Source organism: Oceaniovalibus sp. ACAM 378, from assembly GCF_008085915.1.
In the GTDB taxonomy this organism is placed as follows: Bacteria; Pseudomonadota; Alphaproteobacteria; order Rhodobacterales; family Rhodobacteraceae; genus Oceaniglobus.
The window spans coordinates 1-23,498 of record NZ_VSJK01000032.1 but is presented as its reverse complement, the minus strand read 5'-3'; the positions used below and the strand labels follow the sequence as shown (position 1 = coordinate 23,498).

General features: G+C 60.3%; 17 protein-coding genes and 5 pseudogenes. 11 read left to right on the top strand and 11 right to left on the bottom strand.

Annotation, left to right across the window (positions count from 1 at the left end; translation table 11 throughout):
- Both FQ320_RS23770 and FQ320_RS23765 read right to left on the bottom strand, forming a co-directional pair.
- Window positions 1-197, bottom strand: a pseudogene (locus tag FQ320_RS23770) (IS6 family transposase); the annotation flags it as partial.
- Window positions 198-446: 249 nt separating this feature from the next.
- A pseudogene (locus tag FQ320_RS23765) lies at window positions 447-1,292 on the bottom strand (transposase); the annotation flags it as partial.
- A 138-nt stretch (window positions 1,293-1,430) separates the two neighbouring features.
- On the opposite strand from FQ320_RS23765, the pseudogene FQ320_RS23760 reads away from it, so the two are divergent.
- A pseudogene (locus FQ320_RS23760) lies at window positions 1,431-1,703 on the top strand (integrase core domain-containing protein); the annotation flags it as partial.
- Between the two features lie 44 nt (window positions 1,704-1,747).
- Window positions 1,748-2,227: pseudogene (locus FQ320_RS23755) on the top strand (transposase); the annotation flags it as partial.
- A 395-nt stretch (window positions 2,228-2,622) separates the two neighbouring features.
- Here the strand turns inward: FQ320_RS23755 and FQ320_RS23745 are convergent.
- The 7 genes from FQ320_RS23745 to FQ320_RS23715 form a co-directional block, all read right to left on the bottom strand.
- On the bottom strand, window positions 2,623-3,315 hold the full coding sequence (locus FQ320_RS23745; protein ID WP_187394058.1) for a GntR family transcriptional regulator: 693 nt from the start codon (window positions 3,313-3,315) through the stop codon (window positions 2,623-2,625).
- Window positions 3,316-3,398: 83 nt separating this feature from the next.
- The gene (locus tag FQ320_RS23740; RefSeq protein ID WP_148475766.1) at window positions 3,399-4,817 is read right to left on the bottom strand and encodes a M20 family metallopeptidase; all 1,419 of its coding nucleotides are present in this window, start codon (window positions 4,815-4,817) and stop codon (window positions 3,399-3,401) included.
- A gap of 25 nt (window positions 4,818-4,842) precedes the next feature.
- The gene (locus FQ320_RS23735; protein ID WP_148475765.1) at window positions 4,843-5,607 is read right to left on the bottom strand and encodes an ABC transporter ATP-binding protein; all 765 of its coding nucleotides are present in this window, start codon (window positions 5,605-5,607) and stop codon (window positions 4,843-4,845) included.
- Window positions 5,604-6,452, bottom strand: coding sequence for an ABC transporter ATP-binding protein (locus tag FQ320_RS23730; protein WP_148475764.1), 849 nt, complete (start codon window positions 6,450-6,452; stop codon window positions 5,604-5,606). Before FQ320_RS23730 ends, FQ320_RS23735 begins: the two co-directional genes overlap by 4 nt.
- Window positions 6,445-7,368, bottom strand: coding sequence for an ABC transporter permease (locus tag FQ320_RS23725; protein WP_148475763.1), 924 nt, complete (start codon window positions 7,366-7,368; stop codon window positions 6,445-6,447). The genes FQ320_RS23730 and FQ320_RS23725 overlap by 8 nt, the downstream gene beginning before the upstream one ends.
- Window positions 7,365-8,438 (bottom strand): ABC transporter permease, encoded by a 1,074-nt coding sequence (locus FQ320_RS23720; protein WP_148475762.1) that lies wholly within the window; start codon window positions 8,436-8,438, stop codon window positions 7,365-7,367. Before FQ320_RS23720 ends, FQ320_RS23725 begins: the two co-directional genes overlap by 4 nt.
- 2 nt (window positions 8,439-8,440) lie before the next feature.
- The gene (locus FQ320_RS23715) at window positions 8,441-10,042 is read right to left on the bottom strand and encodes an ABC transporter substrate-binding protein (RefSeq protein WP_148475761.1); all 1,602 of its coding nucleotides are present in this window, start codon (window positions 10,040-10,042) and stop codon (window positions 8,441-8,443) included.
- Between the two features lie 197 nt (window positions 10,043-10,239).
- On the opposite strand from FQ320_RS23715, the gene pip reads away from it, so the two are divergent.
- Both pip and FQ320_RS23705 read left to right on the top strand, forming a co-directional pair.
- Window positions 10,240-13,014: a prolyl aminopeptidase gene (pip, locus tag FQ320_RS23710; protein ID WP_222861708.1), complete on the top strand. Its 2,775-nt coding sequence runs from the start codon at window positions 10,240-10,242 to the stop codon at window positions 13,012-13,014.
- A complete protein-coding gene (locus FQ320_RS23705) occupies window positions 13,014-14,654 on the top strand; it encodes an amidase (protein WP_148475759.1) in 1,641 nt (546 codons plus the stop codon). The genes pip and FQ320_RS23705 overlap by 1 nt, the downstream gene beginning before the upstream one ends.
- A 143-nt stretch (window positions 14,655-14,797) precedes the next feature.
- Here FQ320_RS23705 and FQ320_RS23700 read toward each other — a convergent pair whose 3' ends face one another.
- Window positions 14,798-15,079 (bottom strand): hypothetical protein, encoded by a 282-nt coding sequence (locus FQ320_RS23700; protein WP_148475758.1) that lies wholly within the window; start codon window positions 15,077-15,079, stop codon window positions 14,798-14,800.
- A 171-nt stretch (window positions 15,080-15,250) separates the two neighbouring features.
- Here FQ320_RS23700 and FQ320_RS23695 point away from each other — a divergent pair.
- The 7 genes and pseudogenes from FQ320_RS23695 to FQ320_RS23665 form a co-directional block, all read left to right on the top strand.
- A pseudogene (locus FQ320_RS23695) lies at window positions 15,251-15,370 on the top strand (IS110 family transposase); the annotation flags it as partial.
- A gap of 218 nt (window positions 15,371-15,588) precedes the next feature.
- Entirely contained in the window at window positions 15,589-16,584 is a 996-nt protein-coding gene (locus FQ320_RS23690) for a D-2-hydroxyacid dehydrogenase (RefSeq protein ID WP_148475757.1), read from the top strand.
- A 45-nt stretch (window positions 16,585-16,629) separates the two neighbouring features.
- Complete coding sequence (locus FQ320_RS23685; RefSeq protein ID WP_187394056.1) at window positions 16,630-18,288, top strand: ABC transporter substrate-binding protein; 1,659 nt, start codon at window positions 16,630-16,632, stop codon at window positions 18,286-18,288.
- A gap of 101 nt (window positions 18,289-18,389) precedes the next feature.
- Window positions 18,390-19,310, top strand: a complete 921-nt coding sequence (locus FQ320_RS23680; protein ID WP_148475755.1) for an ABC transporter permease — start codon at window positions 18,390-18,392, stop codon at window positions 19,308-19,310.
- Window positions 19,311-19,334: 24 nt separating this feature from the next.
- The gene (locus FQ320_RS23675) at window positions 19,335-20,261 is read left to right on the top strand and encodes an ABC transporter permease (RefSeq protein ID WP_148475754.1); all 927 of its coding nucleotides are present in this window, start codon (window positions 19,335-19,337) and stop codon (window positions 20,259-20,261) included.
- On the top strand, window positions 20,258-21,262 hold the full coding sequence (locus FQ320_RS23670) for an ABC transporter ATP-binding protein (RefSeq protein ID WP_148475753.1): 1,005 nt from the start codon (window positions 20,258-20,260) through the stop codon (window positions 21,260-21,262). Before FQ320_RS23675 ends, FQ320_RS23670 begins: the two co-directional genes overlap by 4 nt.
- The gene (locus tag FQ320_RS23665) at window positions 21,255-22,289 is read left to right on the top strand and encodes an ABC transporter ATP-binding protein (RefSeq protein ID WP_148475752.1); all 1,035 of its coding nucleotides are present in this window, start codon (window positions 21,255-21,257) and stop codon (window positions 22,287-22,289) included. The genes FQ320_RS23670 and FQ320_RS23665 overlap by 8 nt, the downstream gene beginning before the upstream one ends.
- 156 nt (window positions 22,290-22,445) lie before the next feature.
- On the opposite strand, the gene FQ320_RS23660 is transcribed toward FQ320_RS23665, so the two are convergent.
- Window positions 22,446-23,360, bottom strand: coding sequence for an IS110 family transposase (locus FQ320_RS23660; protein ID WP_148475751.1), 915 nt, complete (start codon window positions 23,358-23,360; stop codon window positions 22,446-22,448).
- Window positions 23,361-23,498 lie beyond the last annotated feature (138 nt).

Sequence of the window (23,498 nt, the reverse complement as noted above, 5' to 3'; positions counted from 1 at the left end):
GCGGCAAACTGGGAGCCGAACCGGTTCACCCAATCTCGGATCGTCTCGTACGAAACTGTTACACCGCGTTCGGCCAATAGATCCTCGACGTCACGCAGGCTCAGGGCGAAACGATGGTAGGCCCATACGGTGTAGCCAATGACGCTCCGCAGAAACCGGAAGCCTTTGATCCGGGACAAATCTTCAATATTCAGCATGGCCGGAGAGTACCCGGGCGTACAAGCTTCAACAACCTGACAATGCCTCTTCGCCATGTCCTATGCTTGTCATGCGTGGATTGTCACACGCGTATGCGTTCAGGCCCTGTGGTAAAGACGGCGGCTGATCAAACTTCTCAACGGTCCGTAACGACCAAGCTGCTTACGATCCAACCGCCGCCACTGCCCACCATAAATGGTATGGTGGGCAGTGGCTCCTTTATACCTCAGGAGCCTCGATCAGCATAAGACAAGCTGATAGTCGGGATTATCTTTGAGTAACGCGACGGCTCGGTCTTCTATCTCGTTGCGCTGCGCAATCAGGCCACGCCCTTCCGCAAGAACCAGGCGGAACATCGTGATGGCATCGGACCCTGGGTCGACCGGCAACCCCACCGATGTTTTGGCAGTCTGGTAAATGTCTGTCAGTAAACGCTCTTTCGACACGCGGCGACCGATCGTCGCCCAAGCATCGGCAATGAAAGCCTCCTTGTCCATTGCCGCGATGATGTGCGGCGACGGATAGCGTTCGAGGAAGGCAAAGAACCAATCACTGCGCGAGCTACGGTGGAAGCGATCGGCTTCGGGAAAATACAGCGGCAGATAATGCGTCAGCACCCGGTGCCAGAGCTCGGTCTTTGATCGCGAGACCATGTCGTGGGTTTTTGACAGCTCCTGAAGGTCATTTGTGCCAGACAGGAGTGGGTCATGATAAAACTGCTCGTTCCCGATCTCCATCATGTGCAGGATCACCTGCGCGTCCTTAGGATCGTTCTTGTCCCAGCTGTTGTTCAAGGCCTCCCGGGTTCTGGCGAGGGCCACGGAGGACACCAGCTTTACGTCGAAGCCGGCGCAGCCGAGGTGATACGCCAAGGCCCGGTGGTAATTACCCGTTGCTTCAAAAGCCACGCGGACTGGGCGCCCATATTCCGCGACTGTCGCAACAAGTCGGTTGAAGTCGTCCAACTGGTTCAGCACCGTCAAACGACGTCGGCGCTTCTTGCCGGGCAAGGCAATCAATACTTCGTGACGCGCCTTCGAGATATCGATGGCCACCAAAACAGGCTCGGACTGTGCAATAGTTGTATCGGTCATAGTCAGTCTCCTCTGCGGTGTGGTTTGTTGCAAAACCACTGTAGGGACCTGAGACCCGGCTATGACCACCTGCTGCGCAATTTGACGGCTACGCAGATGGTCATAACCTATAGATCAACGTCATTCCGAAGGTTTTATGGCCCAGAATACATCAGAGAGAAGTTGATGAAATGGGCTGAGGAACAAGGGATTAACATCCTACATATCCAACCCGGAAAGCCTCAACAGAACGCCTACATTGAGCGTTACAGCCGGACGGTCCGGCATGAATGGTTGGATCAATACATCATCGACAGCATCGAGGAGGCTCAAGATCACGCCACACAATAGCTATGGACATACAACAATGACCGCCCGAACATGGGCATCGGCGGCATCACACCCGCACAAAAACTGAAAATGGCCGCGTAAGTTCTACAATTGCACCCCGTTAAAAATGGGGGGATTACCCCGGTGACGTCTGGCATCTGGACGAAGTCGTCGTGAAAATCGCAGGCAGGTCATACTGGCTGTGGCGCGCCGTCGATCAGAATGGTGTCGTGCTGGAAGAAATCCTTCAATCTAGACGGCGTAAGCGCGCGGCAACGCGGTTGCTGGTCAGGCTGATCAAGCGGCATGGCTTCGTCCCCAAACAGATCGTCACAGACAAACTGCGTTCTTATGCAGCGGCCAAACGAGAGGTCGCGCCCGGCCTCGATCACTGGTCGCATAAGGGCCTCAACAATCGTGCCTAAAACCGCCACCTGCCGTTCCGAAAGCGTCAGAGAATAATGCAGGGGTTCCGGTCACCGGGCGGGTTACAGCGTTTTGTGTCACTCCACTCCGCAACCCGAAATTGCTTCTTTGTCCCATTCCGTCGCCGTGCAGCCCTAACAATCCGCTATCATCGACTGGAAGCATTCGACGCTTGGGGCGCGGCGGCTAATATCGCCTGAGCAACCTCGAAATTGCTCGCTTCGGCGCTCGCGAAGTTAAGGTGACAACACCGATCGGGCCAATGCCTGGCATCCGCATCAAACGACGGGCATTGGCGTCAAGCCACGCATGTCGCTCAATCAACTTGCACAGACCGTCGACCCGGGCATTGAGCCCCAAAAGTTGGTGCCACATAACGCCCAAGATCGCGCATGAGATCCGGCGCACGGTCGGTAGACTGGCTCTCGGTCAGATAGAACACCAGCGCCGACAGGTCCGCCTGAAAATGCCCGTCGTCGAAATACCGGCCGGGACCGTGCGATGGCACCGGCTCGGCAGGCCTGGGAAAGGTCAGTCATCGGTGACGTTCTCCCATCTGCTCTGCCTGACCGTCCTGGGGATGGTCGGTGATACCCTACTCGGTATCTTCATCCAGCTGACGGGTCGCGGAATTCAGCATCATCTGAATGTAACTGCGGATCTCGATCTCGGCGTTATCCGCGTCGCGCGTCGCGATCTTCTGGCGGATGAGGTCAAGCTGGGCATACCCGGCGTCGGCCTGCCCGGGCCACGAAATCGCGAGGGCGCGCACCAGTTCGATCCGTGCGTTCAGATGCGCCAGTATCTCGCCGACGATCTGGTTGTCGGCCACGTCGTTCATATAGCTGATGAATTCGGTGGAATGTTCGATGATCTTTTCGGGATCGTTTACATGGATCGCCTTTTTCAGACGCTTCAGGATCACGCCCAGATGATTGATCTGGCGTTTGGTGGCCCTGGCGATGAACGCCCTAATGATGCGAACTTCCAGATCGGCGCGCAATTCGTAAATCTCGCGCACCATCTTTCCGGTCAGCCGCACAATGCGCAGACCCTGGTGCGGCAGCGCCTCTCCCAGGTGCTCGGCATCAAGCTGGCGGATGACTTCCCGCGCCGCGGTACGGCTGATATGATGGGTTTCGCACAGCTCTCGTTCCGTCAGACGTGACCCCGGTCTGAGTTCCCCGGTCGCGATCAGGCGGCGCACCTTCTTCAGAACGTTCAGACGCACCAAACCGGCACTGGACGTGCCGTCAGCGCCTTTGTCCTGCCGCCCGACCCCCGCCATATGCATCGCTCCCCGTCACCGCGCCCCCCTGTGGCGCCCCGGCAGGCAGAAAGCAACAGCCTGCCTGCCGGGTGCAAGATTCTTTATTTGGCTGCGACGGGCGGGCGGGTGTCGGCCGGAATGGGACAGGTATAGGGGAATTCGGCCAAGTACTCTGCGTGCACCTTTCTGGCGTTTGAGCGAAGAACGTCATTTGCAATGACCGCCCGCGCGGTTGCCGCCATCACCTTGGCCGCATGCACCATCCCCTTGTGGGCAAAGGGCTGTTTGCCCTGCGCGGTCAGCTGCCAGGTGTGAAACGGCGTTCCCATGGCGCAGGTGGCGACGCGCGCCTGAACCGTCGGCACCGCCCAGCTGACATCCCCCACATCGGTCGAGCCCATGCCTCCGGCAAATGGCCGGTCGAGCGGGGCGACGAAATCACAGACCGACATGTCGAAGTCCGGCTTCATGCTGAGCCGCTGAAAGGTATCCGCGATATCAGCCCGGGTCAGCGTTTCACGGATCTGGCGGGCGAATTCAACGTCGGTGTCATCGAACGGCACCGGGCCAAGCGCATCGAATTCGGCCTGCATCGCTTCTTCAAGCGGGCGATTGCCGATAAGGTTGGACACAGCCGTATACACTTTTGAATCGACCTTCGTACCCGACATCAGCGCCGCACCATCGGCGATGGCGCGCACCCGCGTGACCAGTTCGGCCAGCCCCTGCAGATCGCGGCTTCGGATCAGTTGACGGACGGTTGCTTTGGCCTGCACCACGTTTGGTGCAGGTCCGCCAGCATCAAGATAGGCATAATGCACCCGCGCATCGTCGGGCATATGTTCGCGCATATAGTTCACGCCGATATTCATCAGTTCCACCGCGTCGAGCGCACTGCGCCCCAGTTCCGGCGCGCCCGCAGCATGGGCCGCCTTGCCGGTGAAGAAGAAATCGATCCGCGTGTTGGCTAGCGAACGGGCGTCGTCGACCCCGTTAAAGCTGGCCGGGTGCCAGGTGATGGCGATATCGACATCATCGAACAGCCCCTCGCGCACCATATAGGTTTTCGCGGCGCCGCCCTCTTCCGCCGGACAGCCGTAATAGCGCACGCGCCCCGCGATCCCTTCGGCCTCCAGCCAATCTTTCACCGCCGTCGCCGCCAGCATAGCCGCAGAGCCCAGCAGATTGTGGCCGCAGCCGTGGCCATAGCCGTTGTCGCTGATGCTGGTATGCTCGGCGACGCCCGGCGCCTGGCTGAGCCCCGGCAAGGCATCGTATTCGCCAAGAATGGCGATCACCGGCCCGCCCTCGCCCGCCTCTCCGATCACCGCTGTGGGAATGCCCGCCACAGCCTCGCGCACACGAAACCCCTCGGATTTCAGCATCGCGGTGTGTTCGGCGCAAGAGCGCACCTCGGTATAGGCGATCTCCGGAGTGTCGAACACCCGGTCGGACAGGCCGATAAACCTTTCCCGCTTTGCCTCGATATAGGGCCAGATCGGATTTTCGTTGGATTTCATCTCAACCTCCTTGCAGGGGATTTCATCAATCTGCAGTGACCGCTGCACGGCTCGCGGCAATCAATGTGCGGGTGTATGGCTGGGTCGCACGCTGGGCGCGCAAATCCTCGACCGTCAGTTCCTCGACGATGCGGCCCTGGGTCATCACTGCGATCCGGCTGCACATATGCGCGACAACCCGCAGATCGTGGCTGACCATGACATAGCTCAGCCCACGGGCGCGGCGCAGCGCGTTCAGCACGTTCAGCACGCCGGCCTGTACCGACACGTCAAGCGCCGATGTCGGTTCGTCCAGCAGGAGGATTTCCGGCTCGAGCAACAGCGCCCGGGCCACCGCGACCCGCTGTCGCTGCCCACCCGAAAGCTGATGCGGGTAGCGATAGGCGAATTCGGGCGCCAGCCCCACATCCAGCAGCACCTGCGCGATTCGCGCTTCGCGCCGGTCGAGACGGTAGATCTCCAGCGGTTCCATCAGCGTGGCACGGATCATCCGGCGCGGATGCAGCGAACTGTAGGGGTCTTGAAACACCATCTGGACCGTCTTGAAAAAATCCCGGTTGCGCGGCCGCGGCGCGGGATTACCATTTATCAGGACATCTCCGTCATATCCGTCATGCAGCCCGGTAATGGCGCGCAATATCGTCGATTTGCCACTTCCCGACTCGCCGATGATACCGAAAGCCTCGCCCCGGGCGACACGGAAACTGGCCTTGTCCACCGCCTGCACGCTGGCGCGGCCGTGCCCGAAAGCGACGGAAAGACTCACGATTTCAAGGCTAGGAGTGGTCATTCGGTTGCCTCGGTCAGCCAGGTGGGATCGTATTCGGGCACGATCAGTTCATCCACGGCATGATCAAGCGGCGGCAGGCTTGCGTTCAGGGCAATGGTATAGGGGTGGCTGGCCTGCGACAGATCATGCGCCGCCAGTTCCTCCATGATCTGCCCGCCATACATGACCAGAACCCGGTCGCAGAAGTCGCTGACCAGGGGCAGGTCGTGACTGATGAGGATCAGCCCGGCCCCCTGCGCCTCGACGCGTTCGTTCAGCACATCCAGGATCTGGCCGCGCACCGTCACATCCAGCGCCGAGGTCGGCTCATCCGCGATCACCAATTTCGGCGAGGGGATCAGCATCATCGCGATCATCACCCGCTGGCCCATGCCCCCCGACAACTCATGCGGGTAAAGCCCGGTCACCCTCTGCGGATCGCGGATGCGGACATCCTCGAGCATCGCCAGCATGCGGTCGCGGGCCTCGGCCCGGCTTCCCTTGATGTGGATGCGGTAGGATTCCATGATCTGCGCACCGACCGTCTTGAGAGGGTTCAGCGCATAGCGCGGGTCCTGAAGGATCATTGCAATTCGGCCACCGCGAATATCGCGCATCTGTCGTTCACTGGCGCCCAGCAAATCGAAGCCTGACAGACGCAGCGCATCGGCAGTAACCCGCGCTTTCGGTGGCAGCAGCCGCATGATCGCCCGTCCGGCGGTGGATTTGCCCGAGCCGGATTCGCCGACGATCCCCAGTTTCTCGCGCCCGAGGGTGAAGGAAATCCCCCGCAACGCATCGCTGTAGCCATGGGCCGAAGGATAGGCCACGCGCAGATTTCGCACTTCAAGCAGTGGATCAGTCATTGCGTGGGTCCAGCACATCGCGCAGGCCGTCACCCAGCAGGTTGAAAGAAAGGCTGACCAGCATGATCGCGGCGCCCGGCGTCGCGGCAAGCCACCAGCTGGTCAGCATGAATTGACGCCCCGAGGCCAGCATCGCCCCCCATTCCGGGCTGGGCGGTTGCGCTCCCAAGCCAAGAAAACCAAGGCCCGCCGCCGTCAGGATGATGCCCGCCATGTTCAGAGTCACCCGGACCACCACAGAGGGCAGGCAGATCGGCATAACGTGTTTCATGATCAACCGCATCGGGCTGGCACCTTGCAGGCGTGCCGCAGCGATATAGTCGGATTTTCGAACCGTCAGTGCCTCGGCCCGCGCAAGCCGCGCAATCGGCGGCCAGGCCGAAAGCGATATTGCAATCACTGCATTCTCGATGCCCGGTCCCAATGCCGCAACAAAAGCCAGCGCCAGGATGAGCGAGGGGAACGACAGGAACACATCGACCAGCCGCATGGCGACGATATCAAACCAGCCCCCTAGATATCCCGCTGTGGCCCCCACGGCCAGGCCGATCGGCCCGGCAATCACCGCCACCAGAGCAGCCATCATCAGCGTGATCCGCGCGCCGTAAAGGATGCGGGTCAGGATATCGCGGCCCAGATCGTCGGTGCCCAGCAGATGCTGTGCCGAGGGAGGCTGAAGCCGCACACTCAGATCCTGCCCCATTACCGAATAGGGGGTCAGCCAGGGCCCGACCACCGCCAGGGTCACAAGGATCAGCAGCACGATCAGCCCGGCAAAGGCGGCGCGATTGGTGATCAGCCGTTGCCACCCGCGCCAGACCGCCTGAGCCCGGGCCTGACGAGGCGAGCTTGCCGTCGGTGCCCGCAGCCATTCGCGCAGGCTGCCGCGCGGCTGCATCACGGGGGTATCTGTCATCGGGTCCTCGGATCGAAAATGCGATAAAAAACATCACTGAGCAGATTCAAGGTGATGAAGATAAGGCCGACGATCAGGGTGCACCCCAGAACCGCGTTCATGTCGGCGCGCAGCAATGCTGTGGTTAGATAACGCCCGAAGCCTGGCCAGGCAAATACGGTTTCGGTCAGCACCGCACCCTCCAGCAGAAACGCATAGGACAGCGCAACCACTGTGACGAGTTGTACCGCAATGTTGGGAAATGCATGGCCCCAGACAACACTCAGGCGCGAGGCCCCCTTGGCTTGTGCGGCGATGATGTATTCCTGGCTGAGCTGCTCGAGCATGAAACTGCGGGTCATGCGGCTGATGTATGCCATTGCGCCATAGGCCAAGATCGCCGCGGGCATCACAATGCGCCCGAACACATCGGCAAAAATGTCCAACCGCCCCGCCAGCAACGAGTCGATCAGATAAAGGCCCGTCCTGGTCTCAAGATCGTATTGATAGACGATGTCGATCCGCCCCGGCGCACCGACCCAGCCAAGGCCGGCGTAAAACACCACCAACCCGAGAAGGCCAAGCCAGAAGATCGGCGCGGAATATCCGATGAGGGAAATCACCCGTACCACCTGATCAATCCAGGTGTCACGGTTGGCCGCTGCCAGGACGCCCAGCGGGATGCCAAGACCAGTTCCCAGGATCATCGCCACCGTCGCCAGTTCAAGTGTCGCCGGGAACACCCGCAAGATGTCTTCGGTGACCGGCTTGCCACTGGTCAGCGACATTCCGAAATCAAAGTGCAGGCTATTCCATAGATAGGTGATGAACTGTTCCCACATTGGCTTGTCGAGGCCCAGCTTGATCACCATCCGCTCATAGGCTTCCTGACTGGCATCGTCGCCCAGGATGGCCAGTACCGGATCTAGTGGCAGCAAGCGCCCGATGAAGAAGGTCAACGCCAGCAGGCCAAGTATCGTTACCGATACCGAGGCGGCGGTCTTCAGAAACTCTCGGGCCGCCCTGCCCCATCGCATTGATGAGGCAGAACGATTGGAAGAGACCGAGTTGGCAAGATCGCCTGCCGACATGTTCAGCCTTTCTCGATATCGGCGTAATATACCCGGAAGGCGTTCCACTTCCACGTCGACACCGTTTTGTGCAGTGCGGCCGTATCAAGAAGCTGGAACTGGTATGCGAAAGGGCCCGTCTGCATGTGATCCCTCTGGATCTGCTTGTACAACTCGATCTGTTTTGCCTCGTCCTTTTCGAACAGCGCTTCATCGACGCGCTTGTTGAAGTCCTCGCTGAACCAGGCTCCACGCCAGCTTGGGAACATCGTCAGCGCCGCCTCGAGCGAGTTGTCGGGGTTCACCGCATGCCGTGACAGCATCCCATGCGCATGCGGTACGGCCGTCTGCCAAGACAACATGACAGTGTCGAATTCGCGCCCGCGGAAGGCCGAGAAAAGCTGCGCATTGGCCATCTGCTCGATCTTCAGGTCGATGCCGACCTTGGCCGCATTCGCCTGCAAGTGCTGGGCAATCGCCGACGTATAGGGCAGCGTACCGATAAACAGACGAGCCGAGAACCCGTCGCCGTACCCCGCCTCGGTCAGCAGCGCCTTGGCCTTTTCCAAATCAAGCGAGAACGGCTGCCCCTCGTCCTTGTCGAGCGCTCCTAGAGCACCCAATGGCACGACACTGGCGCGCGGTATTCCGAGAAACGCCATGACGGTGTCCGCCAGAGCATCGTAGTCCATGAGGTACTTGAAGGCCAGCCTTACGCGGTCATCGGCGAACCTGGGGTCGCCATTGTTGAAGGCCGTATAGTAAATTTGGTGCTTCGGCGTCGAGACAACCTGAATATCCGGGTTTGCATTCAGATCGCGCAGGTCTTCGGCACCCAGATCGCGCGCCACGTCGATATCGCCCTGTTCGAGGAGCAGGCGTTGTGCCTGGGCTTCGGCCACATGGCGGATGATGATGCGCTTCATCTGGGGCGCAGGACCGTCATAGTTGGCGTTTGCCTCAAGAACGACGACTTCGCCGGCATTCCATTGACGCAGCGCATAGGGCCCGACGCAGGCACTGTTGGTGGTGAGGTACTTGTTGCCCAGATCCCCGTCGACCTCTTCACCGATCAAGGTTTCACTGTCGAGCACGGCGGCCACGCGGTTCGCCGCAATGGCCTGAAGGATCAACGCAATCGGATAGGGCCGCGACAGGTTCATCTCGAATGTCCGGTCGTCGACGGCAACAAGATCAGCCTCGGCGGTGTCGGCGCTGAACCCGTATTCGGTCATTGTGGCCGCATTTCCGAATCCCAGCGTCAGCACGCGTTGCAGAGACCACGCCACATCCTTGGCGGTGACTGGTTTGCCAGAGGGAAAAACCGCATCCTCGACCAGGTTGAAGGTGATTTTCATGCCATCTTCGGAAACCGTCCAGTCCTTTGCGATCGAGGGGACGACACCGGCCTCGTCTTCGGGATCAATGCCGACAAGGCTGTCGCAGATGTTCAGGATCAGTTCGTCAGTGACCACCTCGCCGATCTGGGCGGGATCAAACGTACTGATCGCGTCGATATTGCGCGCCATGACCAATGTGTCGGCCGGCGTACCGGCATACGCAGGGATCGCGCCGAGTAAAGCAGTGATCGCAACGCACTTGAGCAAACTTGCATGTTTTTTCATCGTTGTTTTTCTCCCTGTGTGAGGATTTCGCTTTTTGATCTGTCCTTACCGACGATTCTTGCGATGTAATCCTTGCGTCTCCCGGATTGTATGACAATCATGCGTCACAAAAGCGATCATGGCTAGATAAAAATCTCGCTCCTGTCAGGCAAATTCTCGCATCCGTCTGTGTGGCAATCCAACTCAAAGGTAGAATGATGAACAACGAGGCCCTTTATCCCCCGACCAAGCCCTTTGCGGCGCATATGCTCCCGGTCGAGCCGCCTCATGTGCTCTATGTCGAGGAATCGGGCAATCCCGACGGAATTCCGGTGGTTTTTCTGCATGGCGGGCCGGGGGGTGGCGTCAAGCCCGCCCAACGGCGCACCTTTGATCCGGCCCGGTATCGCATCATTCTGTTTGACCAGCGCGGCTGCGGACGCTCGACGCCTTCGGCCCTTCTGGAGGGCAACGAAACCCCGGCACTGATCTCGGACATCGAACGGATACGGGAACACCTGAAGATCGAAAGCTGGCTGGTCGCCGGCGGGTCCTGGGGCAGTCTGCTGGCGCTGGCCTATGCCATCGCGCAGCCGGACCGCTGCCGGGGGCTGCGGGTGCATGGCGTATTTCTGGGCCGTCCGCACGAGGTGCGGTTCTGGTTCCACGGCATCGGAACGCTGTTTCCCGACGCCTTCGAAGATTTCGCGGGCCATATCGACAAGGACGAACGCGATGACCTGCTTAAGGCCTATTATACCCGGCTGGTCGATCCCGATCCGCGCGTGCACATGGCCGCCGCTCAGGCGCTGCGCGGGTTTTCGGCCCGCACGCAGACACTTTTGCTCAGCCCGGCCCATGTGAACAACCTGACGCAACCACAGGCGGCGCTGGAAATCTCGCGCATCTTTACCCATTATTGCAGCAACGCGTTCTTCATGCCCGCGAACCACATCCTGAACAACATCAGCCGCATTCGCCATCTGCCCTGCGAAATCGTCCAGGGCCGCTATGATGTTGTCACCCCGCCGCAAAGCGCATGGGATCTGCACCGCGCCTGGCCCGAGGCGCGGTTTACGCTGGTCGAGCTGTCCAACCACGTGGCAACGCCCGAAGCGCCCGATCTCAGCACCGCCCTGCGCTCGGCCGATGACCGGCTGGCCGATGGGCCCGACCTGCCGCCGATCGAAACCTATCTCGCACCTCGTGCTCATCATTCCCCGGCCATTTCCGAGGATGGCACCCTGCTTGCGTGGCTGTCAGACCAAACCGGGTTCGATCAGCTCTGGTCGCGCGATCTTCGAAACGTCGGCTCGCCTGCCGTTCAGCTGACATCGCTGAATGAAAAGGTCGGCAGCTTCGCCTTCCGACCCGGCAGCCGCGACATTCTGTTCACCACCGACAGCGGCGGCGACGAGCATCACCAGCTCAACCTCTTGCGCGACGGCGTGGCCACTCCGGAACCGCTGACCGAAGCGCCGGGAGTCGTGCACAACTGGGGCTGTTTCGATGCCACCGGCAAACGCATCGCCTATGCCAGCAACAGCGTTGATGCCACGGCAATGCAGATCCATCTTCGCGATCTCGACACCGGCGAAGATCGCGTGATTCTGACCGGACCCGGCTATCGCACACCGCGCAACTTCACCCCGGATGGCAGCGCCCTGCTGATCGAGGACAACCGCGACGGCATGTATGATGCCGAGCTGCATCTGCTGCCGATCGAGGGCGGTACCCCGCGCGTACTGTTTCCCGGCGGTCAAGGTCAGGGCAAGGGCGCCCATATCTACGCCGCACGCTGGATCGCCAAAGGCGCCGCGCTGCTTTTGGCCACCGACAAGGGCCAGGCATTCCACGGGATCGCCCAGATGGACACGCAAAGCGCCGCCCTTGCCTGGCTTGCCCAACCCGCAGGCGATGTCGAGGCGATGGCCGTCAGCAAGGACGAGACCACCATTGCCTATGCGTGGAACGATCAGGGCTATAGCCGGATCATGCTACTCGACGGCGCGACGGGATCGGAATCCGAGCTTGCCCTGCCAACCCCCGGCCGGATCACGACACTGACCTTCGCACCCGACCAGATGGCGCTGATCGTCGCGCTTGCCGGATTCCGCGCGCCGTCCCGCGTGCTGCGCATCGCGCTGGACGGGCAGGCAAGCACCATCCTGTGCCAAGGCGCGCCGGTATTGGCGTGCGAGGATACCGTCGAGCCGACGATCCAGTATTTCACCAGCTTTGACAGCGCCGAAGTGCCCGCCTTCGTGTTCACGCCCCGCACACCGGCCCCGCCCGGCGGTTATCCGACGTTCTTCATCGTCCATGGCGGACCCGAGTCGCAATATGCGGCGCATTGGCGCTCGGATGCGCAATATCTGGTGCGGCGCGGCTGGCTGGTTGTTGCACCGAATGTCCGCGGCTCGACCGGCTATGGGCGCGACTGGCAGGCCGCCGATGATCTGGACCTCAGGATGGACCCGGTGCGCGATCTCAAGGCGATACGCGATGCGATTGCCGCCCGCGACGATGTGAATGCCCGACGCATGGTGGTTTCCGGCCAGAGCTATGGGGGTTTCATGGTCCTGGCCTCGATCACCGAATACCCAGACGACTGGTGCGCGGCGGCAGATTTCTATGGCATCGCGGATTTCAACACGCTGCTGGCCGCAACCGGCCCGTGGCGGCGCAAGCTGCGGGCGGTCGAATACGGCGACCCCGACACCGACGCGGGCCGGGCCATGCTGGCGGCACTTTCGCCCTATCGCAAGGTGGGCGACATCCGCACACCGCTTTTCCTGGCCCATGGTGGCGACGATCCGCGCGTCACCCCGGCGGAAAGCGAGCTGGTCTACGCATCGCTGTTCGGACGGGGCCATGATTGCCAATTGATCCGCATCGACCACGAAGGCCATGGTTTTGCGCGGTTGAAAAACCGCGAAAAAGTCTATGGGGCGATGGTGCGCTTTGTCGAAACCCGGGCACGGGCCTCGTGATGGAACAGCCAGAGATCAAGGCGGAAACCATTGCCGCTGCCGAGCGGATGGCAGATTTGGACTATACGGCGTCCGAACGTGAGCAGATCGCCGCACTTCTTCCAGATCAGATGGCCGCGACCCGCGCGGTGCGGGCACTTGGCATTGGCAATGGAGTGCCCATGGCCTGCATTTTCGATCCGCGACTACCAGGGTTCGAGATGCCCGCCCTGACCGACATACAAACCTACCGAACGGCCGATCCTGGGCCGCTGCCCATAGATGAGGCCGACATTGCCTTCGCCCCGGTCACGCGGCTTGCCGCTTGGCTGGCCAAAGGCGAGATTTGCAGCGTCCGGCTGACCGAGATATACCTCGGGCGGATCGATAGACTGGCCCCTGCGCTGAGGTGTTTTGCGACCGTCACCGCCGACCTAGCGAGGGCGCAGGCGGTTGAGTCCGACGCGCGGCGTGCCAGCGGCGATATCCCCGGCCCCCTTCTGGGCATTCCCTTTGTGGTGAAAGACCTGTTCGACTCCAAAGGCATCACCACCGGATGGGGTGCCGAGCCCTATCGTGACCGGATGCCCGACGATGATGCCGAACTGGTCAAACGGCTGCGAACTGCGGGTGCTGTGCTGTTGGGCAAGACGTCGCTCGGCGCGCTGGCACGCAACGACGTGTGGTATGGCGGACGCACCAACAACCCGTGGAACCTGAACGAGGGCTCCAGCGGTTCCAGCGCGGGCTCGGCCTCGGCGACGGCGGCGGGCTTGTGCGGGTTCTCCATCGGAACCGAAACACTCGGGTCGATCATTTCGCCATCGCAGCGCTGCGGCACCACCGGTCTGCGCCCGACTTTCGGGCGGGTATCGCGCCGCGGCGGCATGGTGCTCGCTGCGACGCTCGACAAGCCTGGGCCGATCTGCCGCGCTGTCGAGGACACGGCCATGGTCCTGGCCGCCCTGAATGGTGCCGATATCAACGACCGCGGCTCGATCGGCGCCCCGTTCCATTTCGACGCGTCCCGGGGCGTCGGTGGGTTGTGCCTTGGCTATCTGGCCGAAACCTTTGGTGAGAATGCAACTGCCACAGACCGGCACGCGCTGGAAACGGCACGCAGGCTGGGTTGCAAGGTGGTAGAGACTACCCTGCCCGTCCTGCCCTATGATGCGTTGCGCAACGTGCTAATGGCCGAATCCGCCGCGAATTTCGAAGAGCTTACCTTCAGTGGCCGCGATGGACTTTTGACCGTGCAGACCAACGAGGCCTGGCCCAACACCTTTCGCCGAGCGCGGTTCCTGTCGGCACCCGATCATGTGCAGCTCGACAAGCTCCGTTATCTGACGATGCAGGCCCTTGATGGGTTGTTCCGCGAAGTTGATGTGCTGATCGGCTCGTTTTCCGAGGGCCCGATGATGGTTGCCTCGAATTTTACCGGCCATCCCTGCCTGCACCTTCGCGCCGGATTCGAAGAACGCCCCAGTCGCCCCGCGTTCGGACCCGACCGCGCCGCCCGGCCCGGCGAGCCGCTGTTCATGGTTCCGATGGGTATTTCGCTTTGGTCCGGCCTGTTTCGCGAAGATAAGCTCTTGCGCGTCGGTCTTGCGCTTGAAGAGGCGTTTGGCGTGACTGACCGGCGACCGTCGGCCGCTGTCTAGGGTCGGCCACCGTTCGATATTCCAGATTTCCGACTTCGGCTGGATTGTGGCAGTTCGCTTTGTCCGGCCCTCCGCGAGCACACTCCGGCTCGACTTCGCGATGCGGAATAGTGATGGCAACTGCGCAGCCGTCTCCCGCGAAATCAGGCTTTGCCCACCAGCATTGCCTCGATCAGCCATTGCACACACAGCGCCTCGCGAAGGATGGCAAGCGGGTGCGGCATGCACTTCAGGCATAGTTCCAGTGCATCCAGTTGCGCATTTAGACCCACTGCCTGCGTGTCGGCTGGCACATGGGCCAGCGGTCCGAAAGCCCCTGCGGTGGAAAGCGACAGTTTGCTGAAATCTCCGATGCGGTAACTGGCCCGGCTGCCCTCGACGGCGACCTCTTGGCGGTCAGCCTCAGCGCTTCCAACGCTTGCCATGACCGTACCCGGTTTTCCGTCCACCGTTTCAAGTCGGGCCTGCATATGGGTTTCGCATCGTTCGGAATCGATCGGATATGCCGGCTTCGCGGCTCTGATGATGTAACCGCCCTCCGGCGACATTGATGTGCAAAGGTGGGTCTGCAATGATCAATAAAAAGGAGAGCGGTCATGTCGGATATTATCACAGCCGGACTCGATTTGGCGAAGAATGTATACCAAGTGCATGGATCTGACTGCGCAGGCCGAGCGGTTCTGCGCAAGAACTTGCGGCGGACGGGCCTTGTTGCACAGATCAACGGAAGAATCGCGCTTGTAAACGATTGGTTGCGGTCCGAATTCTCGCAGGACGAAAGCGACTGACACCCCCCTGATCCACAAGGTTTCATTGACAGGACCCCTTCCCCCAGTATTACTTTTGATCAAACAGGGACTGAGGGCAGAGCGTGACGCAACCAGAACAAACCGTTTTCATCACTTCACCGCTGGAGGTCGAACACGTTGTACGGATGCGCGACTCGGCCCCGCCCGGTGTTCGTTTCGTGTACGAACCCGATCTCTTGCCCCCCACACGGTATACTGCGGATCATAAGGGGCAAGACGGCTGGACCCGGACAGCCGAACAACAGATTCGGTGGGTCAATGCATTAAATCAAGCGACAATTCTTTGGGATTTTCCAGCCGGCGATCCTGTCGACGGAGGCGGGCTGGAGCTAGCACCAAATGTTAAATGGGTACAAACCACAAGCTCCGGCGTCGGCCAATTGATTTCGAAATTGGGACTTGCAGAACGGAATATGACGGTTACGACCGCGCGGGGCATTCACGCAATTCCCCTAGCCGAATTTGTGATGATGTCACTGCTTGTACATCGTCGTGGTCTATTCCACTTACAATCCGAGCAGCGCGCTCATCGGTGGACGCGATATTGCGGCTGCGATCTGCGCGGACAGGTCATGGCAATCGTCGGGGCAGGCAAGGTCGGGACCGAGATCGGGCGCCTTGCGCGAGCCTTCGGAATGGAAGTCATAGCAGTTGTCCGCGATGCCGATCCCGCGCGGGCGGACGCTTTGAACGCCGACGAGGTCTGCGGACCGGACGTACTTGCCGACGTCGTTGCGCGCGCCGACTGCGTGACGCTTTGCGCGCCGCATACTCCGGAAACCGAGGGGATGATCAACGCAGAGATATTGGCGCGGATGAAGCCAGACGTTACACTTGTCAACATAGGGCGCGGCGCGATCGTGGACGAACCCGCGCTGATCGAGGCGTTGAGGTCCGGTCACGTGGGGTTTGCGGCGCTGGATGTCGCCGCGACCGAGCCTCTTCCCGCCGAATCCCCGCTCTGGGATATGCCCAATGTGCTGATCAGTCCCCACTCCGCCTCCACCGTGACGCGAGAGAACGAAAGACTTACCGACATTTTCCTCCACAATCTGCGGGCGTGGATGGCGGGCGATACCCAAGCGATGATGAACGTGCTGGACAAAAAGCGAATGTACTGAAGCCGGCGCGTCGCAAACTATATGCCAACAGCGAGAGGATCGGAAATGACAACGCACAAGAAACGAGTGGCGCGAGGGGTCGCCTACATGGCGGCTGCCGCCACGATCAATGCCGCACCCCTATTCGCACAGGATATGGAGCCGCAATATGGCGGTGAACTGATCTATGCGCAATCAGGCGAGAAATTTTCGCTGTTTCCGGGGCGCAACACCGACAACGGCGCGCAGGATATCTGGCTGAACGCTTGCGAAAACCTGTTTGAGATTAACGAAGACAGCGAACTCGTCCCCGTTCTGGCCGAAAGCTGGGAAGTGAGTGACGATGAAAAGACCGTCACCATCAAACTGCGCGAAGGGGTCGCCTTCCACGACGGAACCCCGTTCAACGGCGAAGCGGTCGCGTTCGTCTTCAATGAGGCGAAGGAGAAGGAATTCATTTACATGAGCCTTCTCGAAGGCTTCGATTATGCCGACGCGCCCAGCGAGAACGAGGTCGCCTTCCATCTGGCGGCACCGTTCGCGGCGCTGTTGCCCAATCTGGCCTACAAGCCGCTATGTATTTTCAGCCCCACCGCCTATCAGGAAATGGGCGAAGAAGGCATGGCGACCAAGATTGTCGGCACCGGTCCATTCACGCACGAGGAATATGTTAAGGGCGAGTACAACCTTTTCGTTAAGAACGAGAACTACTGGCAGGACGAACTGCCATATCTCGACTCTATTCGCATGCTGGTCGTGCCCGACCCCGCCACCCGCACCGCGATGTTGGAAAGTGGCGAGATCGACCGCACGGTGCAAATTTCTGACTTTGATTTGCCCCGTCTCGAAGCTAACCCCGAACTCACCGTGCGCACGATGGCATCAACCCGGCAATTTTATGTCGTGCTGAACCACATGAAGGCGCCGTTCGACAATCAGGATGTACGCCTCGCGCTGAACTATGCGATCGACAAGGCTGGCATCGTCCAGTCCGTGTTCGCCGGCACTGGTGCAACGGTTCCGATGGCGCCGACCCTTTCACCCGGCGTCTATGGCTATACAGATATGCGCAAGGACGGCGAGGATTCCATCTTCCAGTACGACGCGGACAAGGCCCGTTCGATGCTGACGGATGCCGGGTTCGAGGACCGTAACGGTGATGGCACGATCGAGGGTGAAGACGGAACTGAACTGTCCTTCAAACTGTGGACGCGGCGCGGGGGCACCAAGGGTGACTATCAGGTCGCGCAGCTTCTTCAGGCGTTCCTGGGTGAAATCGGCATCGGCATCGATCTTGAGGTGATGGAAGGGGCCGCGTTCAGCGCCGCTGTTTCGCAGCCACCGGAAGACGCGAAATACGAGATGGCGCTGCTGTCCTGGGGTATTCCCACCGCCGATCCGGACGAGCCGATGATGTATTTCACCCATACCAAGGCGTGGAAGCCTAAAGGCGCGAACCGGATGTTCTTTTCTTCGTCCGAAATCGACCGTCTGGCCGACCTTGCACACACCACTACCGACCAAGAAAAGCGCAAGGAATATGTCGTTGCTTGGATGGCCCAGCTGCTTGAGGAAGCGCCGGTAATCTATCTGCCGACGATCCACCTGACGCTGGGTAGCCGCAGCTATGTCCACGGCGATCGGATACTAGCGACTGACAACTATCCTGCCGTAAGCGCCTGGATCGACCAGGAGGAAAAGGCGCGCCAAGGCATCAAACGCTAACATGTACCTTCCGGGCGCTTGTTGCGCCCGGCACCTCTCCCCTTGCCATTTTTATCCCTTTAGGTGCCCCACCAAGTGGCACCGCCAGAAGGCTCTGACCAATGCTTCGGCTGATCGTATCTAGACTGATCTTCATGGTGCTGGCCGCGTTCCTGCTGCTGAGCTTCCTGTTCGCCCTGTTCCACCTGATCCCAGGTGATCCGGCACAACTGATGGCGGGCGACAACGCGCCAGAACACTTGGTGCAGTCGATCCGTGCCGCGTATGGCTTTGATCAACCACTTACCACCCAGTATTTCAATTATATGGGCAAGGTGCTGCAAGGTGATTTTGGTTTGTCGAATTATTCCCGCCAGCCGGTTCTGGATATCGTGTTTCCGCGTATCGTGAACACCGCCGCGCTGGCAGGCTGCGCGATGCTGCTGGCGATGACGACCAGCCTGATCCTCGGCTCGTTCTCGGCTATGTTCTGGAACCGTCCGCTGGATAAGGGGGTGACGGTCGTCTCTCTGATCGGGATCTGCACGCCGGTGTTCGTGACCGGAATCATCGGGATCTATGTCTTCGCGGTCTGGCTGCGCTGGCTGCCAATCGGCGGCATGTCGACCTGGAAACACTTTGTGCTGCCAGTGGCCACACTTGGCGCATATCAGGCGGCAATTTTCACTCGGATGGTGCGCTCTTGTATGGTCGACGCACTCAGCCGTGATTTCATTACCACGGCCCGGGCAAAGGGCGCGCCCGAGCGTACTGTGGTGTTCCATCACGCCCTACGCAACGCGCTGCTGCCGATTATAACTCTGTTCGGGCTTGGCCTTGGGCACACCCTAGGCGGATCCGTAGTGACCGAGACGATCTTTAATTGGCCGGGACTCGGGCGGCTGATGGTCGATGCCATCCTGTCGCGCGATCTGCCGGTGCTTCAGGGCTCGATCTTTTTCTTCGCGATTATCTTCATTCTTGTGAACCTGATCGTCGATATCCTCTACACTTGGGCTGATCCGAGGATTTCTTATGACTGACGACACCTTGGCCGAGGCGGTGTAATGCGCAACTTCCTGAGACAGTTTTCGCGCGACCGGGTCGGCGTCGTCTTTGGGCTGATCCTGATCGCAATCTATATCGTGGCCATCACCGCGCAGTGGATCGTTCCATCGGATCCTTACAAGACGCAACTGAGCCAAGGCATGCGACCGCCATCGTGGGAGCATTGGTTCGGCACCGACCAGTTCGGCCGTGACATGCTTTCGCGGGTGATCCTCGCCACGCAGGTGACCGCCAAGATCACGACGTCCGCGCTGCTGTTTGCGGTGCTTCTGGGTGTCCCTATCGGGATGATCGTCGGTTATCACGGCGGTTGGCTGGACGAAATCATCATGCGGATCACCGACATCATGCTAATTTTTCCGATCATCATGCTGGCCATCGTCATCGTCGTAATCGCCGGGCCATCCGAGCGGGGCGTAGTGATCGCCTTGGGAATGAGCCAGTTACCACAATTCATCCGCATCGCCCGTGGCGTCACCCTGTCGGTCAAGCAAGAGCTTTACGTAGAGGCCGCCATTGCAGCCGGGGCCGGCTGGCCTTTCATCCTGCGCCGCCACATCTGGCCCAATATCTCTACCCCGGTGATTGTGCAGGCGACGCTGACCCTTCCAGTCTTCGTGCTAAACGCTTCGGCACTCAGCTATCTCGGGCTTGGGGTGCAGCCGCCGACTCCGGAATGGGGGCAGATGCTGAACGAGGCGAAGGAACTGCTTATTGCAGCGCCCTACCTGATCATCGGTCCCTCGGTCGCGTTGTTCCTGTTTGTGATCTCGGCCAACCTGTTGGGCGACTCGCTTCAGGAAACCCTTAACCCCAAGACCAAGGGGCAGCGCATGAAGCGCGAGTTTCAGAAGTTTTCCCGCCGCGGATTGAAGCCCGGCAAGATGCGAGTCGAACGGGCAGCACGCGCGGAAATTCAGCGATGAGCGTTCTGCTGGATGTCCGGGATCTGCGGGTTAACTTTATGACTGAACAGGGTATCGCGAGGGCTGTCGATGGGGTGAGTTTCCAGATCGTTCAGGGGCGCACCTTGGGCGTCGTGGGTGAATCGGGCTGCGGAAAATCCGTGACCTCGCGCGCGATCATGGGTCTAGTCAATGCCCCCGGTTGGGTCGCTGGCGGCGAAATCGAATTTGCCAGTCGTGACGGCGTCGTGGACTTGGCCGCCCTGCCCCAGAACGGCGATAGAATGCGTCATATCCGTGGCAGTGAGATCGCGATGATCTTTCAAGAGCCGATGACGGCGTTGAATCCGGTGTTCACCATCGGCGACCAGATCGTCGAAGGGTTGCGCCTGCACGAAGACGTGTCCGAAACAGAGGCGCAGCGCCGCGCCATCGCCGCGCTCGCCGCGGTGGGCATCCCGGCGCCCGAACAACGGTTTCGCGAATATCCCCACCAGCTTTCAGGAGGAATGCGACAGCGGGCGATGATCGCAATGGCGATGATCTGCAATCCCACGCTGCTGATCGCGGATGAACCGACCACGGCGCTGGACGTGACAATCCAGGCGCAGGTTCTAGACCTGATGAATGACATGCGCCGAGAGTTCGCCGGGGCGATCATGTTCATTACGCACGATCTTGGCGTGATCGCCAGCATGGCCGACGACGTCATTGTGATGTATCGCGGCAAAGTCGTGGAATCCGCGGCCGTGCGGGATTTGTTCAAGACGCCGAAACATCCCTATACACGCGGGCTTTTGCGTTCGGTCCCGTCCCTGACCGGCGATACAACACGGCTTGAAACGATCGATGGCACCGTCCCTTCGCCCAGCGAGGTGATTCTAGGCTGCGCCTTCGCCTCGCGCTGTCCCAATGTGATGGACAAGTGCCGCGAAGTGGTTCCGGCGCTGGCCGGTCCGGACGGTCACACTGTCGCCTGTTTCCTGCACCACGACAAGATCGAGGAGCCTCACGATGACTGAAGACGTGCTTCTTGAGGTCCGGGGGCTGCGGAAAAGCTTTCCCATCCGCAAGGGCCTGCTGCGCCGTGTTACGGCCGAGGTCAAGGCGGTCGACGGGGTCGACCTGACTATTGCGCGCGGTGAAACAGTGGGGTTGGTCGGTGAATCCGGCTGCGGCAAAACGACGGCCGGCCGCTCGATCCTGCACCTGACACCACCGACCGGCGGCAGCGTGAAACTTCGCACCGCGATTCACGCCAATGGTGGCCCAGCCGAGATGTTCGACGTGACCACGGCCAGCCCGAAAGAGTTGAAACTGCTGCGCCGGGACATGCAGATCATCTTTCAGGATCCCTATTCTTCGCTCGACCCGCGCATGACGGTTGGCGAACTGATCGCTGAACCGCTGATCGTTCAGGGGATTGGCAACCGGTCGGAACGGCTGGACCGGGTGCGCGAACTTTTGAAGGCTGTCGGCCTTGGCCCGGATCACATCGGGCGACATCCTCATGAATTCTCGGGCGGACAGCGCCAGCGGATCGGAATTGCCCGGGCGCTGACCTTCAACCCCAACCTGATTATTGCCGACGAGCCCGTCTCGGCGTTGGATGTGTCCGTTCAGGCGCAGGTGATCAATCTAATGCAGGATCTTCAGTCTGAATTCGGGCTGACCTATCTTTTCATAGCCCATGACTTGTCTGTCGTGCGGCACATCAGCCGACGCGTGGCAGTGATGTATCTGGGTCGGATTGTCGAATTTGCCGACACCGCAACACTTTTCGCCAATCCTCGCCACCCCTATACCGAGGCGCTGATGTCTGCCGTGCCCGTGGCGGATCCCGATTTCCAACGAGCCCGGATCCGGCTTCAAGGCGATGTTCCCAGTCCGATCTCGCCGCCCCCGGGATGCCCGTTTCACCCGCGCTGCCCCTATGCCACTGCGGTTTGCAAAGCCGAGGTTCCGGTCCTGCGCGACTTTGGCAATTCTCACCAGGCCAGTTGTCACCGCACCGAGGAACTTTCTCTGCGCGGCGTCGGAGCCGACTAATCGCCGCGGGATCGCCGCGGGATCGTCAAGTTATCGGCGATCTTGGCAGCGAAAGTCGGGACGTCGGATCTCAAACAGCGTTAAGCTCACGAGTGGTGGCGTCCCAGATCCAATGGGCGTCGGTTTTGGATTGTCTGTAAGAAGTATCCGTCTTGATCAAGCGGTTTTTGGGGTCCACGCGCGATCAGCTTTGACCAGTGCATTTGCCGTTTCGATGAGCTTGCGCATGACGGCGACTATGGCAACCTTTGCGGGTTTTCCAGCAGCGCGTAGGTCTTCGTATTTGGCCTTGAGGTTTGGGTTGAACCGCATGGCGACCAGTGCGGGCATGTATAGGGCGTCGCGCAGGGGTTTGCGCCCTCTTCCGATGAATGACTTTCCCTGCCATTGACCGGATTGTCGGGTGATGGGTGCAAGGCCGGTCAGGCTGGCCACCTGTTTGCGCTCCAACGTACCGATCTCGGGCAACAGGGTCAGCATGGCGGCGGCCGTGACGGCGCCGATCCCGGGCATGGAGCAGAGAATATCGCGGCTGCGCGCGGTGGTCTCCCGCGCCGAGATCAGTTCTACGATTTCGGCGTCCAGTTCGGCAATTTGACGGTCTATTTGGGCGAGCCGTGCTTTGGTCTGACGTTTCAGGATCGCGATATCCTGGGTCTGGGCGCGGTTGCGCAATCGCGTGCGGTCCTTGATCAGCCCCGTTCGCGCGACATGCAAGTCACTGAGAACGCGCGTTTCTCTGGAACTTTGGGCTTGGGGCACAAGCTCGAAAGCCACGCCCATGCGCGCCAGCATCCGGGCATCCACCGCGTCGGTCTTGGCCCTGGTACCATGCGCCTCGGCGAACCAGCGCGCTTGCAGCGGATTCACCTTGACCAGAAGAAAAACCTCGCCAAGCGCTGCTTCGAACGCCTTGTGATAGGGCCCCGTCGGCTCAAATACGATCCGCGCCACTGGCACCTTTCCCAGCCATTTTCGCAAAGCGCGAAAGCCGGCGCTTGAGTTTTCAAAACGCTGCGCTGCTTGGTCCTCCAGCCGGAATACATCCAAATGGGCTTTGGAAATGTCCACGCGGCATTGTCAGGTTGTTGAAGCTTGAACGCCCGGGTACTCTCCGGCCATGCTGAGTATTGAAGATTTGTCCCGGATCAAATGCTTCCGGTTTCCGCGGAGCGTCATTGGCTACACCGTTTGGGCCTACCATCGTTT